The sequence below is a fragment of the Providencia sp. Marseille-Q8014 genome (genome assembly GCF_965112055.1).
The window spans coordinates 1,594,802-1,613,612 of sequence record NZ_CBCOPT010000001.1; the positions used below are offsets into that span (position 1 = coordinate 1,594,802).

Below are 18,811 nucleotides of genomic sequence, written 5' to 3' on the forward strand. Positions count from 1 at the left end.
GAAGTATTTAGAGTATAGTATCTATTGGAAGTTTCATGTTAGCCTATCAGACTTGGTAATGCTATTTTTGAAGTTGGGCTTACGCTGATTTTATTGACTCACTATTGAGTACTGTTTTACCGTTTTGTATCAGAGGGGATAACACGCAACACGCTTGGTTATCTATCTGAACTTAAAGTGAATTATTGAGGATCGTGTGGATCCTTTATCAGTAAAAACATCTTTTTTTTGTAAGTTTTTTACTATTTTTATGTATTAAATTGAACTTCACTTGTTTTTACTACTCAAAGTAACGCTTGCTTTAGGAAGGGAGACATGATCGAGTTAACAAATTTACAGCCTGATTGCGGGAGATTTTCCCAGGAATGAGCGAGCAACTGACAGACCAGATGTTGGTCGAAAAAGTTCAAAAGGGCGATCAAAAAGCGTTCAATTTACTGGTGGTGAAATACCAGCATAAAGTCGCAAGTTTGGTTTCCCGTTATGTGCCACAAGCGGATGTGCCTGACGTTGCTCAGGAGTCATTCATTAAAGCTTATCGTGCGATTGGCTCGTTTCGTGGTGACAGTGCTTTTTATACTTGGCTATACCGGATTGCGGTTAACACGGCCAAAAATTATTTAGTCGCTCAAGATCGACGCCCTCCCGCGTCGGATCTGGAAGCGAGCGATGCAGAAAATTACGAAACAGCAGGCGCACTGAAAGAAATTTCGAACCCAGAGAACTTAATGTTGTCTGAAGAATTGAAGAAGGTAGTTTTTCGAACGATTGAGTCGTTACCTGAAGATTTAAAAATGGCAATAACACTCAGGGAACTTGATGGTTTAAGCTATGAAGAAATCGCGGAGATTATGGATTGCCCTGTAGGCACTGTGCGCTCCCGTATCTTTAGAGCAAGGGAAGCTATCGATAATAAAGTACAACCGTTGATTCAGCAGCACTAGAAGTTGTTTGTATTCGTGTTATTTTTGGAATACAACACCGTGCAATATAGCGAAATCAGGGTATTAAACTGTAATTGTGATGCAATTAACTGAAGGTATTCGGGCATGCAAAGAGAGAAACTTTCCGCAATGATGGATGGCGAAGTTCTAGATGTAGAACTGATTAACGCTATCTCATGTGATTCAACGTTACAAAAACGTTGGGAGAGCTATCATCTTATTCGTGATACTCTGCGTAACGACACCCCTGATGTCATGAATTTTGACATAGCAGGTAAGGTCGCCGCAGCATTAGAGAATGAAGTTGTGCAATTTAATCCTCAGGGAGTTGTTGAGTCACAGCCTGAGCCGGCAACATGGGGAAGTATGCCGTTTTGGCAGAAGGTTCGCCCATGGGCTAGCCAAATCACCCAAATTGGTGTTGCAGCATGTGTGTCTCTTGCCGTCATCGTTGGTGTGCAACAATATAACCAAAGTAACTCCGATGAGTCGATGATTGATGAACCCGTGTTTAACACTATTCCTGTTGGGGCTGGCGCACCTGTAAGCCTAAATTTCTCTGATGGCCAACTTTTTGGTAACGAGCAACAAATGCAACAAGTTGAGCAACAAAATCAGCGTGTTAATGCAATGCTTCAGCAATATGAAATTGAAAGACGCTCCATGCTAAATCAGCAATATCATGAAAATGATGATAAAGCAGCGGTATCGGCTGGAGTTAAACAGCACTAATGAATAAGTGGTTATCCGTCATCTGCCTGGCGGGCAGCCTGATTATTGCTAATCAAGCTTCGGCATCTCAACAAGATGCCGAAGTTCTCTTTAAAGAGATGGGAAGTGCTGCCCAGAATCTTTCCTACGAAATGTCATTCATGTCTTTTAGCCCGAGAAGTATCGTTCCTGTTCGCTACCGCCATGGACTCATCAATAATGTGCCGATATCTCAGATGATCCAAATGGATTCGACGCGGCGTGAGATTGTTCAAAAGGGCGAGCGAATTAGTTATTTCGAACCCGGTTTCGATGCCTTTAGTTTGAATGGCAAACACATTGTCGATAACTTGCCTTCAGTGCTGTTCGCTGATTACGACAAAATTAAGCCATACTATAATTTTATCGATGCAGGACGCACACATATTGGTGATAAGCCGTCGTTAGTTATTCGTATTATCTCTAAAGATAACTCACGCTTTAATTATGTGTTGTTAATTGATGAAGAGAACAAGTTACCCCTACGAGTTGATCTTCTTAATAACAATAATCAAACGTTAGAACAATTTCGCGTGATCTCGACCGTGTTAGATAGTAAAGCGGTAAATGACTCTTTGGTGAATTTAAGTAAAATTAATTTACCACCATTATTAGTCTCTCCTCAAAATACGAGCCCGTCATTTAAATGGCGCGTGGGTTTTTTACCCCCAGGATTTGAAGAAATTTCACGTTCAAAGCGTAGTCTCGCACAGAATGATGAGGTTGAAAGCGCATTATTTAGTGATGGCTTGTTCACCTTTTCTGTGAATGTCACTAAGGCCGAACAAGGGCAACCTTTAGAGCAACCTATTCAAAATGGTCGCCGCACAATTTATACAATGACTCAGAAACAAAATGTGATTACCATAATAGGCGAATTGCCGTTGTTAACGGCACAGCAAGTCGCTGCGAGCATTCGTTTTTAGGAGTAAATGATGGTAAAAGAGTGGGCAACAGTTATTCGTTGGCACCAAGGAAGGGCATTATTGCGTTATGGGGCTTCTTCCGGGTGTGGTAGCTGTAGTGCACGTGGGGCTTGTGGTTCGTATGCATTGAGTAAGATAGGACCAAATACTGAACATCAATTAGAGGTTGAAATACAACAACCTTTAGTTGTGGGGCAGAAAGTTGAAGTCGGTATTCCTGAAGGGAGTTTACTTCGATCTGCGATGTTAGTGTATTTGACACCCTTAATTGGCCTATTTTTCGTTGCAGCGTTAGTACAGTTAGCAGGCTTGGAACAAATTTGGGTCGCGATTTCTGGTGTCATAGGTGGGTTTTTAGGATTCTTTTTGGCCCGAAAAATCGCCTCTTATTGGCGGGATGAGACAGCGTTTCAACCTGTTATCCTACAAATAGGCTTGCCTCCAGAAGAACGCTTAGTTCAAGTTGATTAATCAGTTAAACCACCTGTTATTTGCAGGTGGTTTTGTTTCATTAAAGTACCATTCATTGCCATTATTAGGCTAAAACCCGCATAGTTTACAGTTGTTTTACATTGAACCTTTGTGTTACAGGGATCTTCTATGTAAAATGCAGCTAATTAGCAATCTTGTGATAATCATAGCATTTTAGTTCTGTGATATATTTTTATACAGAGCTGATTTTGTAGGCAATTTAAAAGAAGATATTACCTTGAAAATCAATAACATAAGAAACTTTTCTATCATTGCTCACATTGACCATGGTAAGTCCACGTTATCTGACCGTATTATTCAAATTTGTGGTGGTTTGACGGACAGAGAAATGGCGGCTCAAGTTCTAGACTCCATGGATTTAGAGCGTGAACGCGGAATTACAATTAAAGCGCAAAGTGTGACGCTTGATTATAAGGCCTCCGATGGGGAGACCTATCAGTTAAACTTCATTGATACGCCTGGCCACGTTGACTTCTCTTATGAAGTATCACGTTCGTTAGCCGCTTGTGAAGGCGCACTGTTGGTTGTTGATGCGGGGCAAGGGGTTGAAGCCCAAACACTGGCTAACTGCTATACAGCGATTGAAATGGATCTCGAAGTTGTTCCAGTCTTGAACAAAATCGACTTGCCAGCGGCAGATCCGGAACGCGTAGCGGAAGAGATTGAAGATATTGTGGGCATTGATGCTCATGATGCAGTGCGGTGTTCAGCGAAAACCGGTATCGGCGTGCAAGAGGTCATTGAACGTTTGGTTCAATCAATTCCTGCTCCAGTCGGTGATTCTGAAGCACCTCTGCAAGCCCTGATTATTGATTCATGGTTTGATAACTATTTAGGTGTTGTATCGCTTATCCGTATTAAAAACGGTACCTTGCGTAAGGGCGATAAAATTAAGGTTATGAGTACTGGGCAGGTATATAACGCTGATCGACTCGGTATTTTCACACCTAAACAAATCGACCGTGATTCATTAAGCTGCGGTGAAGTGGGCTGGTTAGTTTGTGCGATTAAAGATATTACCGGTGCACCAGTAGGGGATACGCTCACAGGTGCTCGTCATCCAGCAGAAAAAGCCTTACCTGGATTCAAAAAAGTGAAGCCGCAAGTTTATGCCGGTTTATTCCCAGTCAGTTCAGATGATTATGAAGCATTCCGTGATGCACTGGGCAAACTGAGTTTAAATGATGCTTCATTATTCTATGAGCCAGAAACGTCGAGTGCGCTAGGTTTTGGTTTCCGTTGTGGTTTCCTCGGCTTACTGCATATGGAGATCATCCAAGAGCGTTTAGAGCGTGAATATGATTTAGATCTGATCACCACGGCGCCAACCGTCGTTTATGAAGTTGTACAAACGAACGGTGAGGTTGTGTATGTTGATAGCCCTGCTAAATTGCCACCGCTGAATAACATTGAAGAGCTGCGTGAGCCGATCGCGGAATGTCATATGTTGATGCCGAAAGAGTATCTCGGAAACGTGATTACACTTTGTGTTGAAAAACGCGGCGTTCAGACAAACATGGTCTATCATGGTAATCAGGTATCGCTAACCTATGACATTCCAATGTCAGAAGTTGTGCTAGATTTCTTCGATCGTTTGAAGTCTACCTCCCGAGGTTATGCTTCTTTAGATTATACGTTTAAGCGTTTCCAAGCGTCAGATATGGTGCGTGTGGATGTGATGATTAACGGTGAGCGTGTGGATGCACTGGCATTGATTACTCACCGCGCAAATTCACAGTATCGTGGTCGTGAACTGGTTGAAAAAATGAAGGAGTTGATTCCTCGTCAACAGTTTGATATCGCGATTCAAGCGGCGATCGGTAACCATATTATTGCTCGTTCTACAGTTAAACAATTACGTAAAAACGTGCTTGCTAAGTGTTACGGTGGTGACGTTAGCCGTAAGAAAAAACTGTTACAGAAGCAAAAGGAAGGTAAGAAACGTATGAAGCAAGTCGGTAATGTTGAATTGCCTCAAGAAGCGTTCTTGGCGATATTGCATGTTGGTAAAGACAACTAAAATTACAAGGAGTCTCAATGGCTAACACCTTTGCCTTGATCCTAACACTGGCAACAGTGATTACGGGGATTATCTGGTGTTTAGATCGCTTTAAATTTTCGCCTGCGCGGAAGAAGAAGCTCAAACATATACAGGAAGTGAGTCAAGGCTCATTGACTCAAGACGAGATGGAGAAAGTGGTACGCCGTCCGTCATGGGTCGAAACAGGATCTTCAATTTTTCCTGTTTTAGCAATTGTTTTGGTGGTTCGTTCGTTTATTTACGAACCATTTCAAATTCCATCTGGATCGATGATGCCAACGTTATTAGTTGGGGATTTCATGTTGGTTGAAAAGTTTGCTTATGGGTTGAAAGACCCAATAACGCAAACCACCTTGATTGAAACCGGTAAACCCTCTCGCGGTGATATTGCAGTATTTAAATATCCAAAGGATCCGAGTGTGGACTTTGTTAAACGTGTGATTGGTTTACCCGGCGATAAAATTGTTTATAACCCAGATGCGAAGGAACTGACAATTTATCCGAATTGTGCGGACAATAACTGTACCAAGCAATTGCCAATTAAATATGGCCCATTAGCGCCAAGTGAATGGACAATGTTCTTCAATGTTGATTCTGTCGTTGAGAGCCAAAAAGGGAACTATGAAATCCCCGTTGATCAACCTGTTCCAAGTAATGCATTACGTCAATATCAAAGAAGTGAAAAGCTTGATACTGTCGAGCACCAGATATTGATTATTCGTCAGGCAATAACAGAATCGCGTTATATTCAACCGAATATGCCACCAAATGAATGGATTGTGCCTGAAAAACATTATTTTATGATGGGTGATAACAGGGATAACAGTTCTGATAGCCGTATGTGGGGCTTTGTTCCTGAAGAAAATCTTGTTGGTCGCGCGGTGTTTATTTGGTTAAGCCTCGATAAACAAGAAAACGAGTGGCCTACCGGTATTCGTTTTAGTCGTATTGGACCACTAGGTTCATAATCATGTTATACGGGTTTTCGCACGAAAACCCGTATAAACCGAAGCATTATTGTTTTTCTCAGTGTACAATATAATTTAATTAAATATTTATTGGCTTCTTAATTAACTCCTATAATCATATTAATAGTATTTAGCTATATTTTTAGCTGAAATTTATTATTTAAAATTAAGGATAAAGCGTTAAGAGTCAGTGCAAACGCAACAGTTTTGTTCCTTACAGGTCTGTTGCGTGTGCTTTTTTGTCAATCAGAAAAATGGCTGGGCGCGCATGAACCCCTCTTTACTTGAGCAATTACAACGAAAACTTGGTTACAAGTTTAATCAACACGACCTTTTAATTCAGGCGCTTACACATCGTAGTGCGAGCAGTAAACATAATGAACGCTTAGAATTCCTTGGCGATTCTATTTTAAGTTTTGTTATTGCCAATGATTTATATCATCGATTCCCTAAAGTGGATGAAGGGGATATGAGTCGTATGAGAGCAACGTTAGTTCGTGGAAACACGTTAGCGGAAATTGCTCGTGAATTTGAGCTTGGTGAATGTTTACGTTTAGGACCGGGTGAATTAAAAAGTGGCGGATTCCGCCGTGAATCTATACTCGCAGATACAGTTGAAGCACTGATCGGCGGGATTTTTCTCGATAGTGATATTCAAACGATAGAACGAATTATTCTAGATTGGTATCAAAATAGGTTGAATGAAATCAGCCCGGGCGATAAACAAAAAGACCCGAAAACGAGATTACAAGAATATCTACAGGGGCGTCATTTGCCTTTACCTAATTATATGGTTGTTCAGGTAAAAGGTGAGGCTCATGATCAGGAGTTTACTATCCACTGTCAAGTGAGTGGTATTGAACAGCCTATTCATGGTGTTGGTTCAAGTCGTCGTAAAGCTGAACAAGCCGCTGCGGAGCAAGCATTGAAAATTTTGGAGATTGAATGAGTGAAAAACAACCCCACTGTGGCTTTGTGGCTATTGTTGGGCGACCCAATGTCGGCAAATCAACGTTATTAAACCAGTTGTTAGGGCAAAAAGTTTCGATTACATCGAGAAAGCCCCAAACGACTCGTCACCGTATTATGGGGATCCATACTGAAGAGGAATACCAAATCATCTATGTGGATACTCCAGGGCTGCATATTGAAGAGAAACGGGCAATAAATCGTTTGATGAACCGAGCTGCTTCAAGCTCCATTGGTGATGTTGAGCTGGTTATTTTCGTTGTTGAAGGCACGAACTGGACCGACGATGATGAAATGGTGCTTAATAAGCTAAAAAGTCTACGCTGCCCAGTCATTTTAGCGATCAATAAAATTGATAATGTAACGGATAAAACGGTTCTGTTACCGCATATTAGTTTTGTTAGCCAAAAAATGAACTTTTTGGATGTGGTACCAATTAGTGCAGAAAAAGGCAAAGGTGTTGATACAATTGCAAAAATTGTCAAGCAACACATTCCTGAAGCTGAACACCATTTCCCAGAAGACTATATTACTGACCGTTCTCAACGCTTTATGGCATCGGAAATCATCCGTGAAAAATTAATGCGTTTCTTGGGCGATGAATTACCTTATTCTGTCACTGTTGAAATCGAACAATTCAAGGTTATGGAAAAGGGCGGTTATCATATCAATGGCCTTATTTTGGTTGAACGTGAAGGCCAAAAGAAAATGGTTATTGGGAATAAAGGCAGTAAACTCAAAACGATCGGCACAGAAGCCCGTATCGATATGGAAAGACTGTTTGATACCAAAGTCCATCTTGAACTTTGGGTGAAAGTTAAAGCTGGCTGGGCTGATGATGAACGAGCGCTACGCAGCTTAGGCTATGTTGATGACCTAAAATAATGGGTGAAACGGTGAGTGCGGGCTGGCAACGTGCATTTGTGCTTCATTCTAGGCCTTTCAGTGAAACAAGCCTATTAATTGATTTTTTTACTGAAGGTGAAGGCAAAATTCGACTGTTAGCAAAAGGTGCTCGCCGTAATCGTTCACCGCTGAGGGGCTGCTTGCAGCCCTTTACGCCATTACTTATCCGTTGGGGAGGTAAAGGCGAAATCAAAACGTTAACCCATGCGGATCCGATTTCACTCTCGCTGCCATTATCGGGTACTGTGCTTTATAGCGGTTTATATCTCAATGAGTTAGTTTCGCGCGTCATTGAGTTTGGAACACCGTATTCCGCGTTATTCTTTGACTACCTTTCATGTTTACAATTACTTGCCGCGAGTGAACAAACACCTGAATCGGCATTACGTCAATTTGAATTAGTATTATTATCCTACCTTGGTTATGGAGTTGATTTCCTTCATTGTGCAGGCAGTGGCGAACCCGTTGCAGATACAATGACTTATCGTTACCGCGAAGAAAAAGGGTTTATCGGTAGTTTGGTGATAGATCAATTAAGCTTCACGGGGAGGCAGCTCAAAGCGTTAGCCGCTCGTGAGTTTCCAGACAGTGATACGCTAAAAGCGGCAAAACGTTTTACACGCATGGCGTTAAAGCCTTATTTGGGCGGAAAGCCATTAAAAAGTCGTGAGTTATTTAGGCAATTCGTGAAAGTTCCGCCTACCCATCCCCCTAAAGCCTGATTGAATCTGCACATATCCCGCATTGTGCACCGTTGACTGTTTTACCCTCCAAGTTTTATTCACCGTTATCAAACGATAAGAGATTGCAGAAAAAAACAGCGAAATGTGGAAAGGTACGCGTAGTGATAGAGATTTATTCCCAATAAATATTAAATTGCAGTAGGATAGGGGCATTCGTGCGTATTTGACCGTATCAATTATAGGGAGTGAAAAATGGCTGAGCTTTTGTTAGGTGTCAACATAGATCATATCGCGACAGTGAGAAATGCGCGGGGCACCCAGTATCCTGATCCTGTTCAGGCGGCATTTGTTGCTGAGCAAGCAGGCGCTGATGGCATTACTGTACATTTACGCGAAGACCGTCGTCATATCACTGATAGGGATATTGAATTGCTGAAAGAGACTATCCAAACGCGGATGAATCTTGAAATGGCAGTGACAGAGGAAATGCTGACGATCGCATGCCGTATTAAACCGACCTTTTGTTGTCTTGTACCTGAAAAACGTGAAGAAGTGACCACCGAGGGTGGATTAGATGTGGCGGGCCAATTACCAAAAATCACAGAAGCAGTGAAACGTCTCACTGAAGCAGGTATTCAAGTCTCTCTATTTATCGATGCTGACCACGCACAAATTGATGCAGCCCAAGCCGCAGGCGCGCCATTTATTGAAATTCATACTGGTGCATATGCAGATGCAAAAACAGAGCAAGAACAGGAAATTGAGTATCGTCGTATTCGTGATGGCGTAACTTACGCGGCGAATAAAGGTTTAAAAGTTAATGCGGGTCATGGGTTAACCTATCATAATGTTCAACGCATCGCGTTATTGCCTGAAATTTATGAACTGAATATCGGACATGCGATCATTGGTCGAGCATTGTTCAGTGGATTAGCCGATGCAGTATCCGATATGAAGAAATTACTACGAGAAGCGCGTGACTAATGGCAATTATCGGTCTAGGTACAGATATTGTCGAAGTTGCTCGGATTGAAGGTGTCATTAAGCGTTCGGCCGATAGCTTGGCTAAGCGTATATTAACCGAAAATGAATTTAAGCAATTTCAGCAACAAGCTCAACCAGCGCGTTTTCTGGCAAAGCGCTTTGCGGTTAAAGAAGCGGCGGCTAAAGCTTTAGGTACTGGCATTCGTAATGGCTTAGCATTTAATCAATTTGAAGTCAGCAATGATGCCCTAGGCAAGCCACAACTTACATTGCTCGGAGAGGCGAATCAGTTGGCTCAACGAATGAAAGTGACGCATATCCATGTTTCTATTACCGATGAGCGTCATTATGCCGTGGCGACGGTGATCATTGAAAGTTTGTCGTGATAATCGTTTAAACGCCATTTTGATAAATGGAATTCTCAGGCGGTAATCGCGATTCAAAACAGGATGCCTCGCCGTTTACGGCGGGGTATCTCATTTCGTTATAGTCATAGGTTGGTTTATTAGCGACGAATGGCAAAACGTATAAACTGATTAAATCTTATCAGCGTGATGGATCATCACAAATTTATCCCACAGTTGTTCTTGGGTTTCGATATGCTGAGGGTCGGTAATAATAGTATTAGTGATAGGACAAACGGACTGACAGGTCGGTTTATCATAATGGCCAACACACTCAGTACAGAGATCTGTGTCGATCTCGTAGATTTCATCGCCCATATAGATTGCATCATTAGGACATTCAGGCTCACACATATCGCAATTGATGCATTTTTTGGTAATTAATAGTGCCATATCAATAGGTTATATAGTATTCAGTTAAAGTCAGTGAGTGATATTATTTCAGTATTCGTTATTTTTGGCGATGAGCTGCCATTTAATACCGTCTATTTTACATTGTAAAACCTAAATTCATAACACAAAACCGCAACGCATATTCTTTTTATCGATTCAAAAACAGTGAATGTGTGAGCTTTATACTTAATGTGTTGATATAAATAGGCAATCTCATGCCGACTATCGTATCACAAAAGGGCAAAAGCCCCGATTCTGATGATCATACTGACGCTTTATCGTATTGAGGATTACCTAAGTTATGCACATAACTCACTGTCGTATAAGCATTTTAAAATAGCTCAATAAGCCGCGTCGATGACATGGCGAAAAAGCGCTCAATTTCCTATCAATCAACTCTCTCTTTCGCCGAAGAGGTTCCTATCAAATTTTTCCATTATTGTAGCGATCTATCTGGCAGTACTTATGACGACCTTGTGTTTTTCTCTTTGTATCCTTTCAAGATTGTTGCAACCCAAAATAACGTGGCGAACCCCGAATATAAAAAGCCTCGCGTGTTCCCGTCATTGATCGGGGGCGAGGCTTTTGACTGGGGCTTTGTACTCCATAACATGTTGTTACCATCTGGCAGAATACTCCCCTACTGGGGGGATCTTGACCATTAGGAGACGTCAATGTATAAGCAATACCACCGATTTTTGGTTCATTTTCATGTACTTTACTTATGACTCGCGAGTTTATACTGTTCGCGTTTAATTTGCATAAAGCAAAAGTCAGAGCGTCGTTCGCTCCATATTTGGTTATCTCGTGATCGGGATAATCTATGGGCTTGTGACCAAGCTTTAGAAGCCTCAAAATATTTCTTTGCCTGTTCAAGACGAATCGCATCCCGAGCCGCGCGGAAATACAACGGGCTATCGTTGTTTATGAATGTCATATAGGATTCTCAAAGATGAAATTGATATGGATAGATTAAAGTGAAGATAAAGTGTGTTGTTCAACCAACGCATTAGATTGCGTAACCGTTGGGCGGCATAGGAGCCAATGTCATTGTAGTCAGCGGGACAATTTAATCCTTCCTGTAGTGATAAGCCTCAAAGCCTCCGGCATTAAGCGGAAGGTCTAAGGCCCATTCGGGGTTGGTGGCAAGTAATTTGGATAAATGTTCATGGTTGAATGCAGGGGTATCGAGTGCCTCGGTCAACACCTCATCGTGAATGGTGAGTACAATGTCATAACCGTGATCTTCAATAATTGGCATGTTACTGGCGAGAATATCACGGGCAGCGGCTTGGGTTACGTTTTCTACCAATTTCCCGCCATAGGTTTTCAAACGTTGCCATTTGCGGTTATAAGGATTAATCCCCATATAGCTGATTTGGCCGTTATCATGACGTGGGGCGGGGTAGCAAACCGCGCGGCCTGACGGTAAAACAATACGTAGCCATGCTTTATCCCGTCTAATTTTAAGCTTACGACATGGAAAGGTTACCCTCGGTGAAGCAATCGCCCGACGCACGGTATTTTCCAATTCATACCAGAAAGAGACCGTTTCGGGGTGTGCATTGCGCCACATGCGCTTAAGTGAGTCACAGGTGATAAACACCGTCAAAGGCGAAAGCTACACGAAAGCAGAAGGGGATACACGATATCAACCTAAAGGGAGCTATCAGGCCTCGGGGGATTATGCGACAAATAGCACAGTAAACTCAAAATTTGACGCAGCGAACAGCAATGCAAATAACCGTGTGCCAAATACGCGCAAAGTGAACAATAAGCCACTCAGTGCAGATATCACAATTACAGCGAGCGATGTCGGTGTTTACACGAAAGCGGAATCTGACACTAAGATAGCAGACGCTAAAAAAATGGGTACAGATGCGCAAGTCACAGCAAATGCGGCTAACACGAATGCTACAAACGCAAACAATAACGCAAATGGGCGTGTGCCAAATACCCGTAAAGTGAATAATAAAGCGTTGAGTGCTGATATCTCATTGAATGCAGGGGATGTTGGGGCGTATACCAAGGCTGAAGTTGATAACAAAATTGGTGCAATGGGAGGAAAAAATACAGCGAGCAAGGCTGCTAGAGGTTGGTGGAAAGATGCTAGCACTGGAATTATTATTCAGTAGGGTTCCGATTTGACCCAAAAAGATACGCTTAAAAAATTTACGTTTCCCACACAATTTCCTAATGCGTGTTTTTCTGTTACGGCAACTATGAATAATGCCACAGGAAATGAAGCAATCAACGTTAGGGAATTCACTAAAGATTACTTTTCTGCAATCGGCATCAACGGTAGAGGGAGTTGGTGGGATTTCCATTTTACATGGATAGCAATAGGATATTAATAATTAAGATAAATTGAGAAGTAGGTCTTTAACATAGAGACCCATTTAACAATGAAATAGCATGAAATTTACATGGTTAATTATTCTTTTAATAATGTGCTATTTTCTAAGTATTTTTAAATAAGCGTATAAAATATACTGATAGAACGCTTGTAAATATTCTTTACAATATTTTAAGTGTTTAAATGCATATTTACGGTGTGTAATGTTTTGGGGGGTTATTAAACTTATATTTTTCCACGGCGATTTTTCTTTTGCATTCAAGAAGTAATTAACCTCATGGTAATACTTAGGCCAGCTATGCCAAGGTTTAGTTACTCCAATAAAATGGACTAATACAGGGGGAGAAACAATACGGACAGCTCTATTCTTATACTTATCGTTAAGGTTTATTTTGTGGTTAAAGTTAGTATCTAGCTTTAACCAATCACCATTAATCGCAATATTTAGTGCGTCTTGATCATAATACTTGATAACAGATAATAATTTATTATCTGTAAAAACAGATATTGACTTTTCTGTTATCTGTCTGCGTTTCCATTCTTCAGTATTTATTAGCATCACACCAGAGTTAAAATATCCTTTTTTAATACCTTCAGCATTAAATAATTCAGACATTTCTATTGAGAATGAATCATTCACATCCATGACAGCGGCGACTGGTGTAGACGTTAGATCTAATTTTTTTAGCTCTTTAATGCTTCCTGCACAAAAAACATCAGAATCCATGTATAAAATTCTGTCACATTTGTTATAGAAATAATCTGCTATAATGAGCCTAAAATAGATGGCATAAGACCATTCTTTATTTGTTGGAAGGCTTCTCAAGGCATCTACATTTAAGGTGTATAGCGTTATGTTTGTATTGTAGAGATTTGTAATTTCTTTAAAAAGTTCAATATCTCTATCACTCAAAATATCCGTGAATATGTGAAAATGAAAACTCATATCCTTGTTATTTAACAAAACTGAGCAAATGGAAACACCTGTTCCAAACAAAAAATTTTTGTCGGCGCCATATGCAACATGAAGAGAGTCTGATGTATTTTCGTCTGAACTACTACCAAAAAATAACGCGTTGTAACGCGTTGTTATTTAAGGTATTTTCAAAGCAAATCATTTATCTTCCTGATTTTTAGTCAATTGTCTACAATTGATGGGTTTTAGATTAAAACTATAGTATGTGGACAACCTATTAGGTTTACGTATGTAACTATAATAGCAAACAATATAAAGAGCTAAAAACAAAAATCCACCATAACGCTAGCCTTCCATCACATTAAGCATTTTTTTACTGATTCAGGATAACCATCATCCGTTTTTCCAAATATTCTCCGGTCTTAGCGTACATATGTTCCACAATCTCACAAGATAAATAGCTACGCTGTGCTGCCTATCAATATCTTCTCATTTGTGTGTTTCTTTGTTGATGGCTCCACCTGCAAAAGTGATTTCTAACACAAGAACGTCATAAGGACTATTAACGCCAACTTTCATTTCTGTAATTCGAAGAACGATCTCGACATTACTTTCTCTGCAATTATTTTTTATGCTGGCACCCATGAGTCATCTTGCTAGATCTCTTCCCATATTTGACCTATCTTCTCTTTTCCATCATCTGTTTTAGCGTCGTTGATAGTGAGTGATTGTGATGAACCTATCGCGATATGTAAGCTTAATAGCGCGAATTACTCACCGATTCTTTTCATTATCTGTTCTTGTCGTGTATTACCCGTTTTATTGATTAGCTTTTGCTTGTGCTTTTTATCATAAAAGAGGGAGTATTTTGGGAAGGTCTAATAGCGTAGTGATTATATCCATCCAATTAAGAACAATATAGTTTGTTTTATGCAGTAGAATAATTGACATTTTAATTCAGAAATATATTGAAAGTTTTATATAGATGAATAAACACAATAAAGTGTTGATGTGAATTTGATCAGGATTAAAGAATTAAGGATTGAAAACAATCCTTAATTCTAGTGTGCGAGCGCTTTATTTTATTTAACGATAACTACACTAAATGATTCCCAATTTTTTGATTTTTCGTATTGGTAGTAGTAATACAAAACACCATTAATAACAAAGAATGAGGCGGTTCTAATTTGCATTCCAGTCGCGTTAAAGGTGAAATCATAGACATTTTCAAGGCTACCATTATCCTGAACTAAATAGAATTGAATCGTTTTCTCTTCTAAGTTATAACCGTAAATATATTGCTTGTTCAGCGTTAAGTCTTGGACATATTGAAGGTTGCTGAGATAACTGTTTAATTTACCTTTATGGACAGGTGCGCTTGTATCAATAATTCCTTTATCATTTACACTATAAATAAAATACGCTTTTTCTTGAGGCGTATGACCTAAGAAGAAGACTTTTTTAGCAGCAGAATATACAAGCGTTGTCGGATAAAATTGTTCAAATATACCGGCTTGGATACCTGATTGAATAAGTGCCATATCATATCCTTTATTTATTAGTTGAGTTAAATATTTCTTAAGCACATTTATAGTATGAAAATAAAAGAAAATTAAAAATAATGATTATTATTAGCTTGTTTTAGCATTTGAAATTAATAAGCAAATAATGAGTTGAATTAAATATTCACAACTCAGAAAGATTGTGATAATAATAAGAAAAAAATCACAAAGGTCTTAATTATGTTTGAAAGTTTTGGTGTTTTAAATTTTTGGACTTACATGGCAGGGCTGATCCTAATCATCATTGTTCCGGGGCCAAACTCTTTATATGTTTTAAAATCAAGCACTTCACATGGTACTCGTGCTGGGTATCGTGCCGCGTTAGGTGTGTTCACGGGCGATGCGATATTGATCTTCCTTTCATTCATTGGTGTTGCCTCTGTCATAAAAGCCTCCCCCACGCTGTTTATGATCGTGCGTTATTTGGGGGCTGCTTACCTATTATACTTAGGGAGTAAAATTCTTTTTGTTACTTTTAAACAGAAAAAATTACCCAATACTGGTGATGATTCGGTCGTGGTCAAATCAGAAAAAATCTTCACGAGAGCGCTGATCCTCAGTTTAACCAACCCAAAAGCCATTCTCTTTTATATTTCCTTTTTTATTCAGTTTATTGACTTTAGTTATGCACAAGCATGGGTACCTTACCTTGTGCTAGCGTCAATCCTTGAATTTGTTAGCTTTCTCTACCTAAGTTTATTAATTTTTAGTGGCTACCTCATTGCGCGTTTTTTACGTGAAAAACAAGTGTTAGCTAAATTAGGAAATTGTGCAGTAGGCAGCTTTTTTATGGGATTTGCAGCGAAACTGGCAATTTTCAGTAACTAATCATAATCTTTTTGAATAAAGTTTCATTGAATCAATGGATTGTAATTATTATCTTTGACGTTGCTGTTGCGCTAATAATAACGGCAACGTTCAGGTATTTTTTAACTCACCTAGGTATCTACATGATTCATCATCTGCATGCAAGCCAAGCTATTTGGGGTATAATCTATCAAAATAGACAGTGAAGAGGTTGGTGTGACGCAAGTAGAGATTGATGAGTACTGGATGAATCGCGCTTTAGAATTGGCGAAAAATGCTCAAGATGCAGGTGAAATACCTGTAGGTGCACTATTAGTTAAGGATAACCAATTAGTTGCATCTGGATGGAACCGTTCAATTGAAAGTCATGACCCTACAGCTCACGCTGAAATTATCGCCTTACAGCAAGGTGGGAAGGCACTTAATAATTATCGACTATTAGACACCACACTGTATGTGACTTTAGAACCCTGCATTATGTGTGCAGGTGCATTAGTGCATAGTCGAATAGGGCGCTTAGTTTATGGCGCCAAAGATTTTAAAACAGGGGCTTGTGGTTCATTTATTAATCTATTAGAACGCCCAGGATTAAATCATTATATTGATGTAACGGGTGGGGTACTCGAAGAAACCTGCTCTACGATGTTAAGTGCTTTTTTTAAAATGCGCAGAGCACAAAAGAAAGAACAAAAAAGAATGCTAAGTCAAATTCAATGTGAGTGTGTTGAAAATCGAAACAGCAAAAATGCCTGAATAAACGAAAGCGATATCTAACAACACATTCCTTATCGACCAATCAGATAATCATTGATTAATTCGTTACAGTATCTTCTTTATCCTGCTCGCTTTTTTCTGGGTTGATGGAGAGGAGATATTGTCCTAAAGAGGGCTGGCCATTTGCAGGTGAAATGGCTGGCAGTTTGTATGCATTGTGGGGGGATTGTTTCTGTTTTAGGCTGACTTTCTCTTTCACATCACTTTGCGTGGTAGACGGCGGCACGTTATCGACGATTGTTTCCGGATCCCCTGACGTCTCAGTGCTTTCAGTTTTGTCATTGGGGCTGTGAGGGGAGACAAGCGGTGGAAATAAAATCAATGATTTTTCGGCAATAGCCAATGCACGTTGCTTCTTATCTTGATTTTGTAAATAGCCGACTAAGCTTTGATGGTAGCGACGAATGTTTTCAACATAGCGATAGGCTTCATGCCCTCGCGCATAACCATAGTTAAGCTGTGAATAATACTTTTTTTGAGTTAACAGAGGGAGTCTCGATTTTACATCTAACCAGCGGTCTGGGTCTCCACCTTGTAATTCAGTTAGTTTTCTGACATCTTGCATATGGCCATACCCCATATTATAGGCGGCCAGTGCAAACCAAATTCTATCATCATCGGCGATAGAAACTGGAAGGCGTTGCATTAAATATTCCAAATATGCAGCTCCGCCTTTAATACTCTCTTCAGGATCTAATCTATCTGCAACGCCCATTGTTTCGGCGGTTGGTTTGGTGAGCATCATGAGCCCACGAACCCCTGTTGGTGATGTCGCCAACGGATCCCAATGCGATTCTTGCCACGCAATAGCCGCTAATAGTTTCCAATCAAGCGCCGTAGCATATTTTTCAAACAGTGGTTGATAAGTAGGAAGTTTTTTATTGATAGCATTGATAAATGACATGGTATCAAAGTAGTCAAATGAACCGACATGGCTAAAATATTTTTCATCGAGCCTTGCGAGCAAATCGGATTCATTGCTGGCATTAAAAAAATCAAGTAGAGCAGCGTTCAAGCTATCATCATTAAGGCGTTTCATATACCAAGTGATGGCATGGTCATCGACTAAATCGAATCCGACCGCAATTTCAGGATGAATACGTTGTTGTAATGCAACAGAAATAGAGTCTTCTAGCGTATAGTCAATCAGCCCTTCCGCCACCATCTCTAATAGCTGGCTAGTTGTGTATTCGGTTGTTTCTTCCCAAACCAACTCAGGATGTTTTTCAGCCGCCATTTTGAGGGTACTAGCATGAGCAGAACCTGCCATCACGACGAGCTTACCGTTAATATCCTCAAAACTTTTAGGGCGTGTAGAGCCTTTTCGGTAAACCAGTTGCTGTGTGACATTGAGATAGCTAGGCCCTGTTTTCATTTTTTTCAGCCTATCTTTATTATAGAGCAATCCAGCAACACCAATATCTGCATTGCCATTCTCAATATCATCGAAAATTAGCTCAACGGTTGGTCGCAGGGTGATGTTCAATTTAACGCCGAGATAGTCGGCAAAGCTTTGAACAAGCTCATAATCAAAACCATGCAAGTTTGCTTCGTCATCTTGATAGATCAACGGAGAACTAATTGCACTCACTCGTAGCTCACCGCGAGAGATGATTTGGTTGAGCTGATTGTCTTGCGTATTGGGCCAACGGAGATTAAGTCCAATAATCATGGCCGCTAAAAGCGCAACAATCACAATGATTAAATAGTTAACCTTTATGTTATTCAAGAAAATATCTCATATGTATACCCTCTGAACTTTTCATTGCTTTATCAATTGAGCAAATTAAGTTGCCATCCGAATATTTCATTATAGTGGCGCTAAGAAACTTTGCTGCCTACTTGTGGCTCGGAAAACCATGAGGGGTTTTATGCCGGTGTTGTTGTAAAAAAATAATTATAAGTAATGGTTATATTTCCAGTGTTTGGACATTTT

21 protein-coding genes and 1 pseudogene are annotated in these 18,811 nt (G+C 40.2%); 15 read left to right on the forward strand and 7 right to left on the reverse strand.

All coding sequences use genetic code 11. The annotated features are described in order from the left end of the window. The first annotated feature begins 365 nt into the window (after positions 1 to 365). From rpoE to acpS, 11 genes are all read left to right on the forward strand, one after another. A complete protein-coding gene (rpoE, locus tag ACWPW6_RS06935) occupies positions 366 to 944 on the forward strand; it encodes an RNA polymerase sigma factor RpoE (protein ID WP_154624301.1) in 579 nt (192 codons plus the stop codon). 105 nt (positions 945 to 1,049) lie between these two features. Then, complete coding sequence (gene rseA, locus ACWPW6_RS06940) at positions 1,050 to 1,676, forward strand: anti-sigma-E factor RseA (RefSeq protein ID WP_154624302.1); 627 nt, start codon at positions 1,050 to 1,052, stop codon at positions 1,674 to 1,676. Then, on the forward strand, positions 1,676 to 2,620 hold the full coding sequence (rseB, locus tag ACWPW6_RS06945; protein ID WP_154624303.1) for a sigma-E factor regulatory protein RseB: 945 nt from the start codon (positions 1,676 to 1,678) through the stop codon (positions 2,618 to 2,620). The genes rseA and rseB overlap by 1 nt, the downstream gene beginning before the upstream one ends. Before the next feature lie 9 nt (positions 2,621 to 2,629). Continuing rightward, positions 2,630 to 3,091, forward strand: coding sequence for a SoxR-reducing system protein RseC (gene rseC / locus ACWPW6_RS06950; RefSeq protein WP_154624308.1), 462 nt, complete (start codon positions 2,630 to 2,632; stop codon positions 3,089 to 3,091). A gap of 244 nt (positions 3,092 to 3,335) precedes the next feature. Next, entirely contained in the window at positions 3,336 to 5,132 is a 1,797-nt protein-coding gene (lepA, locus tag ACWPW6_RS06955) for a translation elongation factor 4 (RefSeq protein WP_163863540.1), read from the forward strand. 17 nt (positions 5,133 to 5,149) lie between these two features. Next, positions 5,150 to 6,121, forward strand: coding sequence for a signal peptidase I (lepB, locus tag ACWPW6_RS06960; protein ID WP_154624305.1), 972 nt, complete (start codon positions 5,150 to 5,152; stop codon positions 6,119 to 6,121). A gap of 268 nt (positions 6,122 to 6,389) precedes the next feature. Beyond that, positions 6,390 to 7,070 carry a ribonuclease III gene (rnc, locus tag ACWPW6_RS06965; protein ID WP_154622128.1) on the forward strand — a complete coding sequence of 227 codons (681 nt, stop codon included), beginning with the start codon at positions 6,390 to 6,392 and terminating at the stop codon, positions 7,068 to 7,070. After that, positions 7,067 to 7,975, forward strand: a complete 909-nt coding sequence (gene era, locus ACWPW6_RS06970; RefSeq protein ID WP_154622129.1) for a GTPase Era — start codon at positions 7,067 to 7,069, stop codon at positions 7,973 to 7,975. Before rnc ends, era begins: the two co-directional genes overlap by 4 nt. After that, positions 7,975 to 8,718, forward strand: coding sequence for a DNA repair protein RecO (gene recO / locus ACWPW6_RS06975; RefSeq protein ID WP_257759819.1), 744 nt, complete (start codon positions 7,975 to 7,977; stop codon positions 8,716 to 8,718). The genes era and recO overlap by 1 nt, the downstream gene beginning before the upstream one ends. Positions 8,719 to 8,931: 213 nt before the next feature. Continuing rightward, complete coding sequence (gene pdxJ / locus ACWPW6_RS06980; RefSeq protein ID WP_154622131.1) at positions 8,932 to 9,663, forward strand: pyridoxine 5'-phosphate synthase; 732 nt, start codon at positions 8,932 to 8,934, stop codon at positions 9,661 to 9,663. Then, positions 9,663 to 10,049 carry a holo-ACP synthase gene (gene acpS / locus ACWPW6_RS06985; RefSeq protein ID WP_154622132.1) on the forward strand — a complete coding sequence of 129 codons (387 nt, stop codon included), beginning with the start codon at positions 9,663 to 9,665 and terminating at the stop codon, positions 10,047 to 10,049. Before pdxJ ends, acpS begins: the two co-directional genes overlap by 1 nt. Positions 10,050 to 10,199: 150 nt before the next feature. Here the strand turns inward: acpS and ACWPW6_RS06990 are convergent, their stop codons facing one another. From ACWPW6_RS06990 to ACWPW6_RS07000, 3 genes and pseudogenes are all read right to left on the reverse strand, one after another. Next, the gene (locus ACWPW6_RS06990) at positions 10,200 to 10,460 is read right to left on the reverse strand and encodes a YfhL family 4Fe-4S dicluster ferredoxin (protein WP_154622133.1); all 261 of its coding nucleotides are present in this window, start codon (positions 10,458 to 10,460) and stop codon (positions 10,200 to 10,202) included. 718 nt (positions 10,461 to 11,178) lie between these two features. Then, on the reverse strand, positions 11,179 to 11,397 hold the full coding sequence (locus ACWPW6_RS06995) for an ANR family transcriptional regulator (RefSeq protein ID WP_154622134.1): 219 nt from the start codon (positions 11,395 to 11,397) through the stop codon (positions 11,179 to 11,181). 132 nt (positions 11,398 to 11,529) lie between these two features. After that, positions 11,530 to 12,066, reverse strand: a pseudogene (locus tag ACWPW6_RS07000) (DNA polymerase I); the annotation flags it as partial. Here ACWPW6_RS07000 and ACWPW6_RS07005 point away from each other — a divergent pair. Together ACWPW6_RS07005 and ACWPW6_RS07010 are read left to right on the forward strand one after the other, a co-directional pair. After that, positions 12,035 to 12,595 carry a hypothetical protein gene (locus ACWPW6_RS07005; protein WP_336298894.1) on the forward strand — a complete coding sequence of 187 codons (561 nt, stop codon included), beginning with the start codon at positions 12,035 to 12,037 and terminating at the stop codon, positions 12,593 to 12,595. The pseudogene ACWPW6_RS07000 and the gene ACWPW6_RS07005 sit on opposite strands and share 32 nt — an antisense overlap. Before the next feature lie 9 nt (positions 12,596 to 12,604). Then, entirely contained in the window at positions 12,605 to 12,814 is a 210-nt protein-coding gene (locus tag ACWPW6_RS07010; RefSeq protein WP_250000290.1) for a gp53-like domain-containing protein, read from the forward strand. Between the two features lie 99 nt (positions 12,815 to 12,913). Here the strand turns inward: ACWPW6_RS07010 and ACWPW6_RS07015 are convergent, their stop codons facing one another. The 3 genes from ACWPW6_RS07015 to ACWPW6_RS07025 form a co-directional block, all read right to left on the reverse strand. Continuing rightward, positions 12,914 to 13,909 carry a glycosyltransferase gene (locus ACWPW6_RS07015; RefSeq protein ID WP_257759834.1) on the reverse strand — a complete coding sequence of 332 codons (996 nt, stop codon included), beginning with the start codon at positions 13,907 to 13,909 and terminating at the stop codon, positions 12,914 to 12,916. Positions 13,910 to 14,221: 312 nt separating this feature from the next. Next, a complete protein-coding gene (locus ACWPW6_RS07020; RefSeq protein ID WP_272657548.1) occupies positions 14,222 to 14,377 on the reverse strand; it encodes a hypothetical protein in 156 nt (51 codons plus the stop codon). Between the two features lie 437 nt (positions 14,378 to 14,814). Then, complete coding sequence (locus ACWPW6_RS07025) at positions 14,815 to 15,273, reverse strand: XRE family transcriptional regulator (protein WP_154635754.1); 459 nt, start codon at positions 15,271 to 15,273, stop codon at positions 14,815 to 14,817. A 201-nt stretch (positions 15,274 to 15,474) separates the two neighbouring features. Between ACWPW6_RS07025 and leuE the strand changes: the two genes are divergently transcribed. After that, positions 15,475 to 16,122 carry a leucine efflux protein LeuE gene (gene leuE, locus ACWPW6_RS07030; protein ID WP_154635755.1) on the forward strand — a complete coding sequence of 216 codons (648 nt, stop codon included), beginning with the start codon at positions 15,475 to 15,477 and terminating at the stop codon, positions 16,120 to 16,122. 195 nt (positions 16,123 to 16,317) lie between these two features. Further along, positions 16,318 to 16,854, forward strand: a complete 537-nt coding sequence (gene tadA, locus ACWPW6_RS07035; RefSeq protein WP_163861019.1) for a tRNA adenosine(34) deaminase TadA — start codon at positions 16,318 to 16,320, stop codon at positions 16,852 to 16,854. Between the two features lie 58 nt (positions 16,855 to 16,912). Here tadA and mltF read toward each other — a convergent pair whose 3' ends face one another. Then, positions 16,913 to 18,547, reverse strand: coding sequence for a membrane-bound lytic murein transglycosylase MltF (mltF, locus tag ACWPW6_RS07040; protein ID WP_230085909.1), 1,635 nt, complete (start codon positions 18,545 to 18,547; stop codon positions 16,913 to 16,915). Positions 18,548 to 18,811 lie beyond the last annotated feature (264 nt).

Bases quoted from the DNA above. Each gene is read 5' to 3' on its own strand.
- pdxJ (WP_154622131.1), top strand. From the start codon at position 8,932: ATGGCTGAGCTTTTGTTAGGTGTCAACATAGATCATATCGCGACAGTG.
- recO (WP_257759819.1), top strand. From the start codon at position 7,975: ATGGGTGAAACGGTGAGTGCGGGCTGGCAACGTGCATTTGTGCTTCAT.
- rnc (WP_154622128.1), top strand. From the start codon at position 6,390: ATGAACCCCTCTTTACTTGAGCAATTACAACGAAAACTTGGTTACAAG.
- leuE (WP_154635755.1), top strand. From the start codon at position 15,475: ATGTTTGAAAGTTTTGGTGTTTTAAATTTTTGGACTTACATGGCAGGG.
- rseB (WP_154624303.1), top strand. From the start codon at position 1,676: ATGAATAAGTGGTTATCCGTCATCTGCCTGGCGGGCAGCCTGATTATT.
- ACWPW6_RS06990 (WP_154622133.1), bottom strand. From the start codon at position 10,460: ATGGCACTATTAATTACCAAAAAATGCATCAATTGCGATATGTGTGAG.
- lepB (WP_154624305.1), top strand. From the start codon at position 5,150: ATGGCTAACACCTTTGCCTTGATCCTAACACTGGCAACAGTGATTACG.
- acpS (WP_154622132.1), top strand. From the start codon at position 9,663: ATGGCAATTATCGGTCTAGGTACAGATATTGTCGAAGTTGCTCGGATT.
- ACWPW6_RS07020 (WP_272657548.1), bottom strand. From the start codon at position 14,377: ATGGGTGCCAGCATAAAAAATAATTGCAGAGAAAGTAATGTCGAGATC.
- rseA (WP_154624302.1), top strand. From the start codon at position 1,050: ATGCAAAGAGAGAAACTTTCCGCAATGATGGATGGCGAAGTTCTAGAT.
- rpoE (WP_154624301.1), top strand. From the start codon at position 366: ATGAGCGAGCAACTGACAGACCAGATGTTGGTCGAAAAAGTTCAAAAG.
- ACWPW6_RS07005 (WP_336298894.1), top strand. From the start codon at position 12,035: ATGCGCTTAAGTGAGTCACAGGTGATAAACACCGTCAAAGGCGAAAGC.
- ACWPW6_RS07025 (WP_154635754.1), bottom strand. From the start codon at position 15,273: ATGGCACTTATTCAATCAGGTATCCAAGCCGGTATATTTGAACAATTT.
- era (WP_154622129.1), top strand. From the start codon at position 7,067: ATGAGTGAAAAACAACCCCACTGTGGCTTTGTGGCTATTGTTGGGCGA.
- rseC (WP_154624308.1), top strand. From the start codon at position 2,630: ATGGTAAAAGAGTGGGCAACAGTTATTCGTTGGCACCAAGGAAGGGCA.
- ACWPW6_RS06995 (WP_154622134.1), bottom strand. From the start codon at position 11,397: ATGACATTCATAAACAACGATAGCCCGTTGTATTTCCGCGCGGCTCGG.
- mltF (WP_230085909.1), bottom strand. From the start codon at position 18,547: ATGATTATTGGACTTAATCTCCGTTGGCCCAATACGCAAGACAATCAG.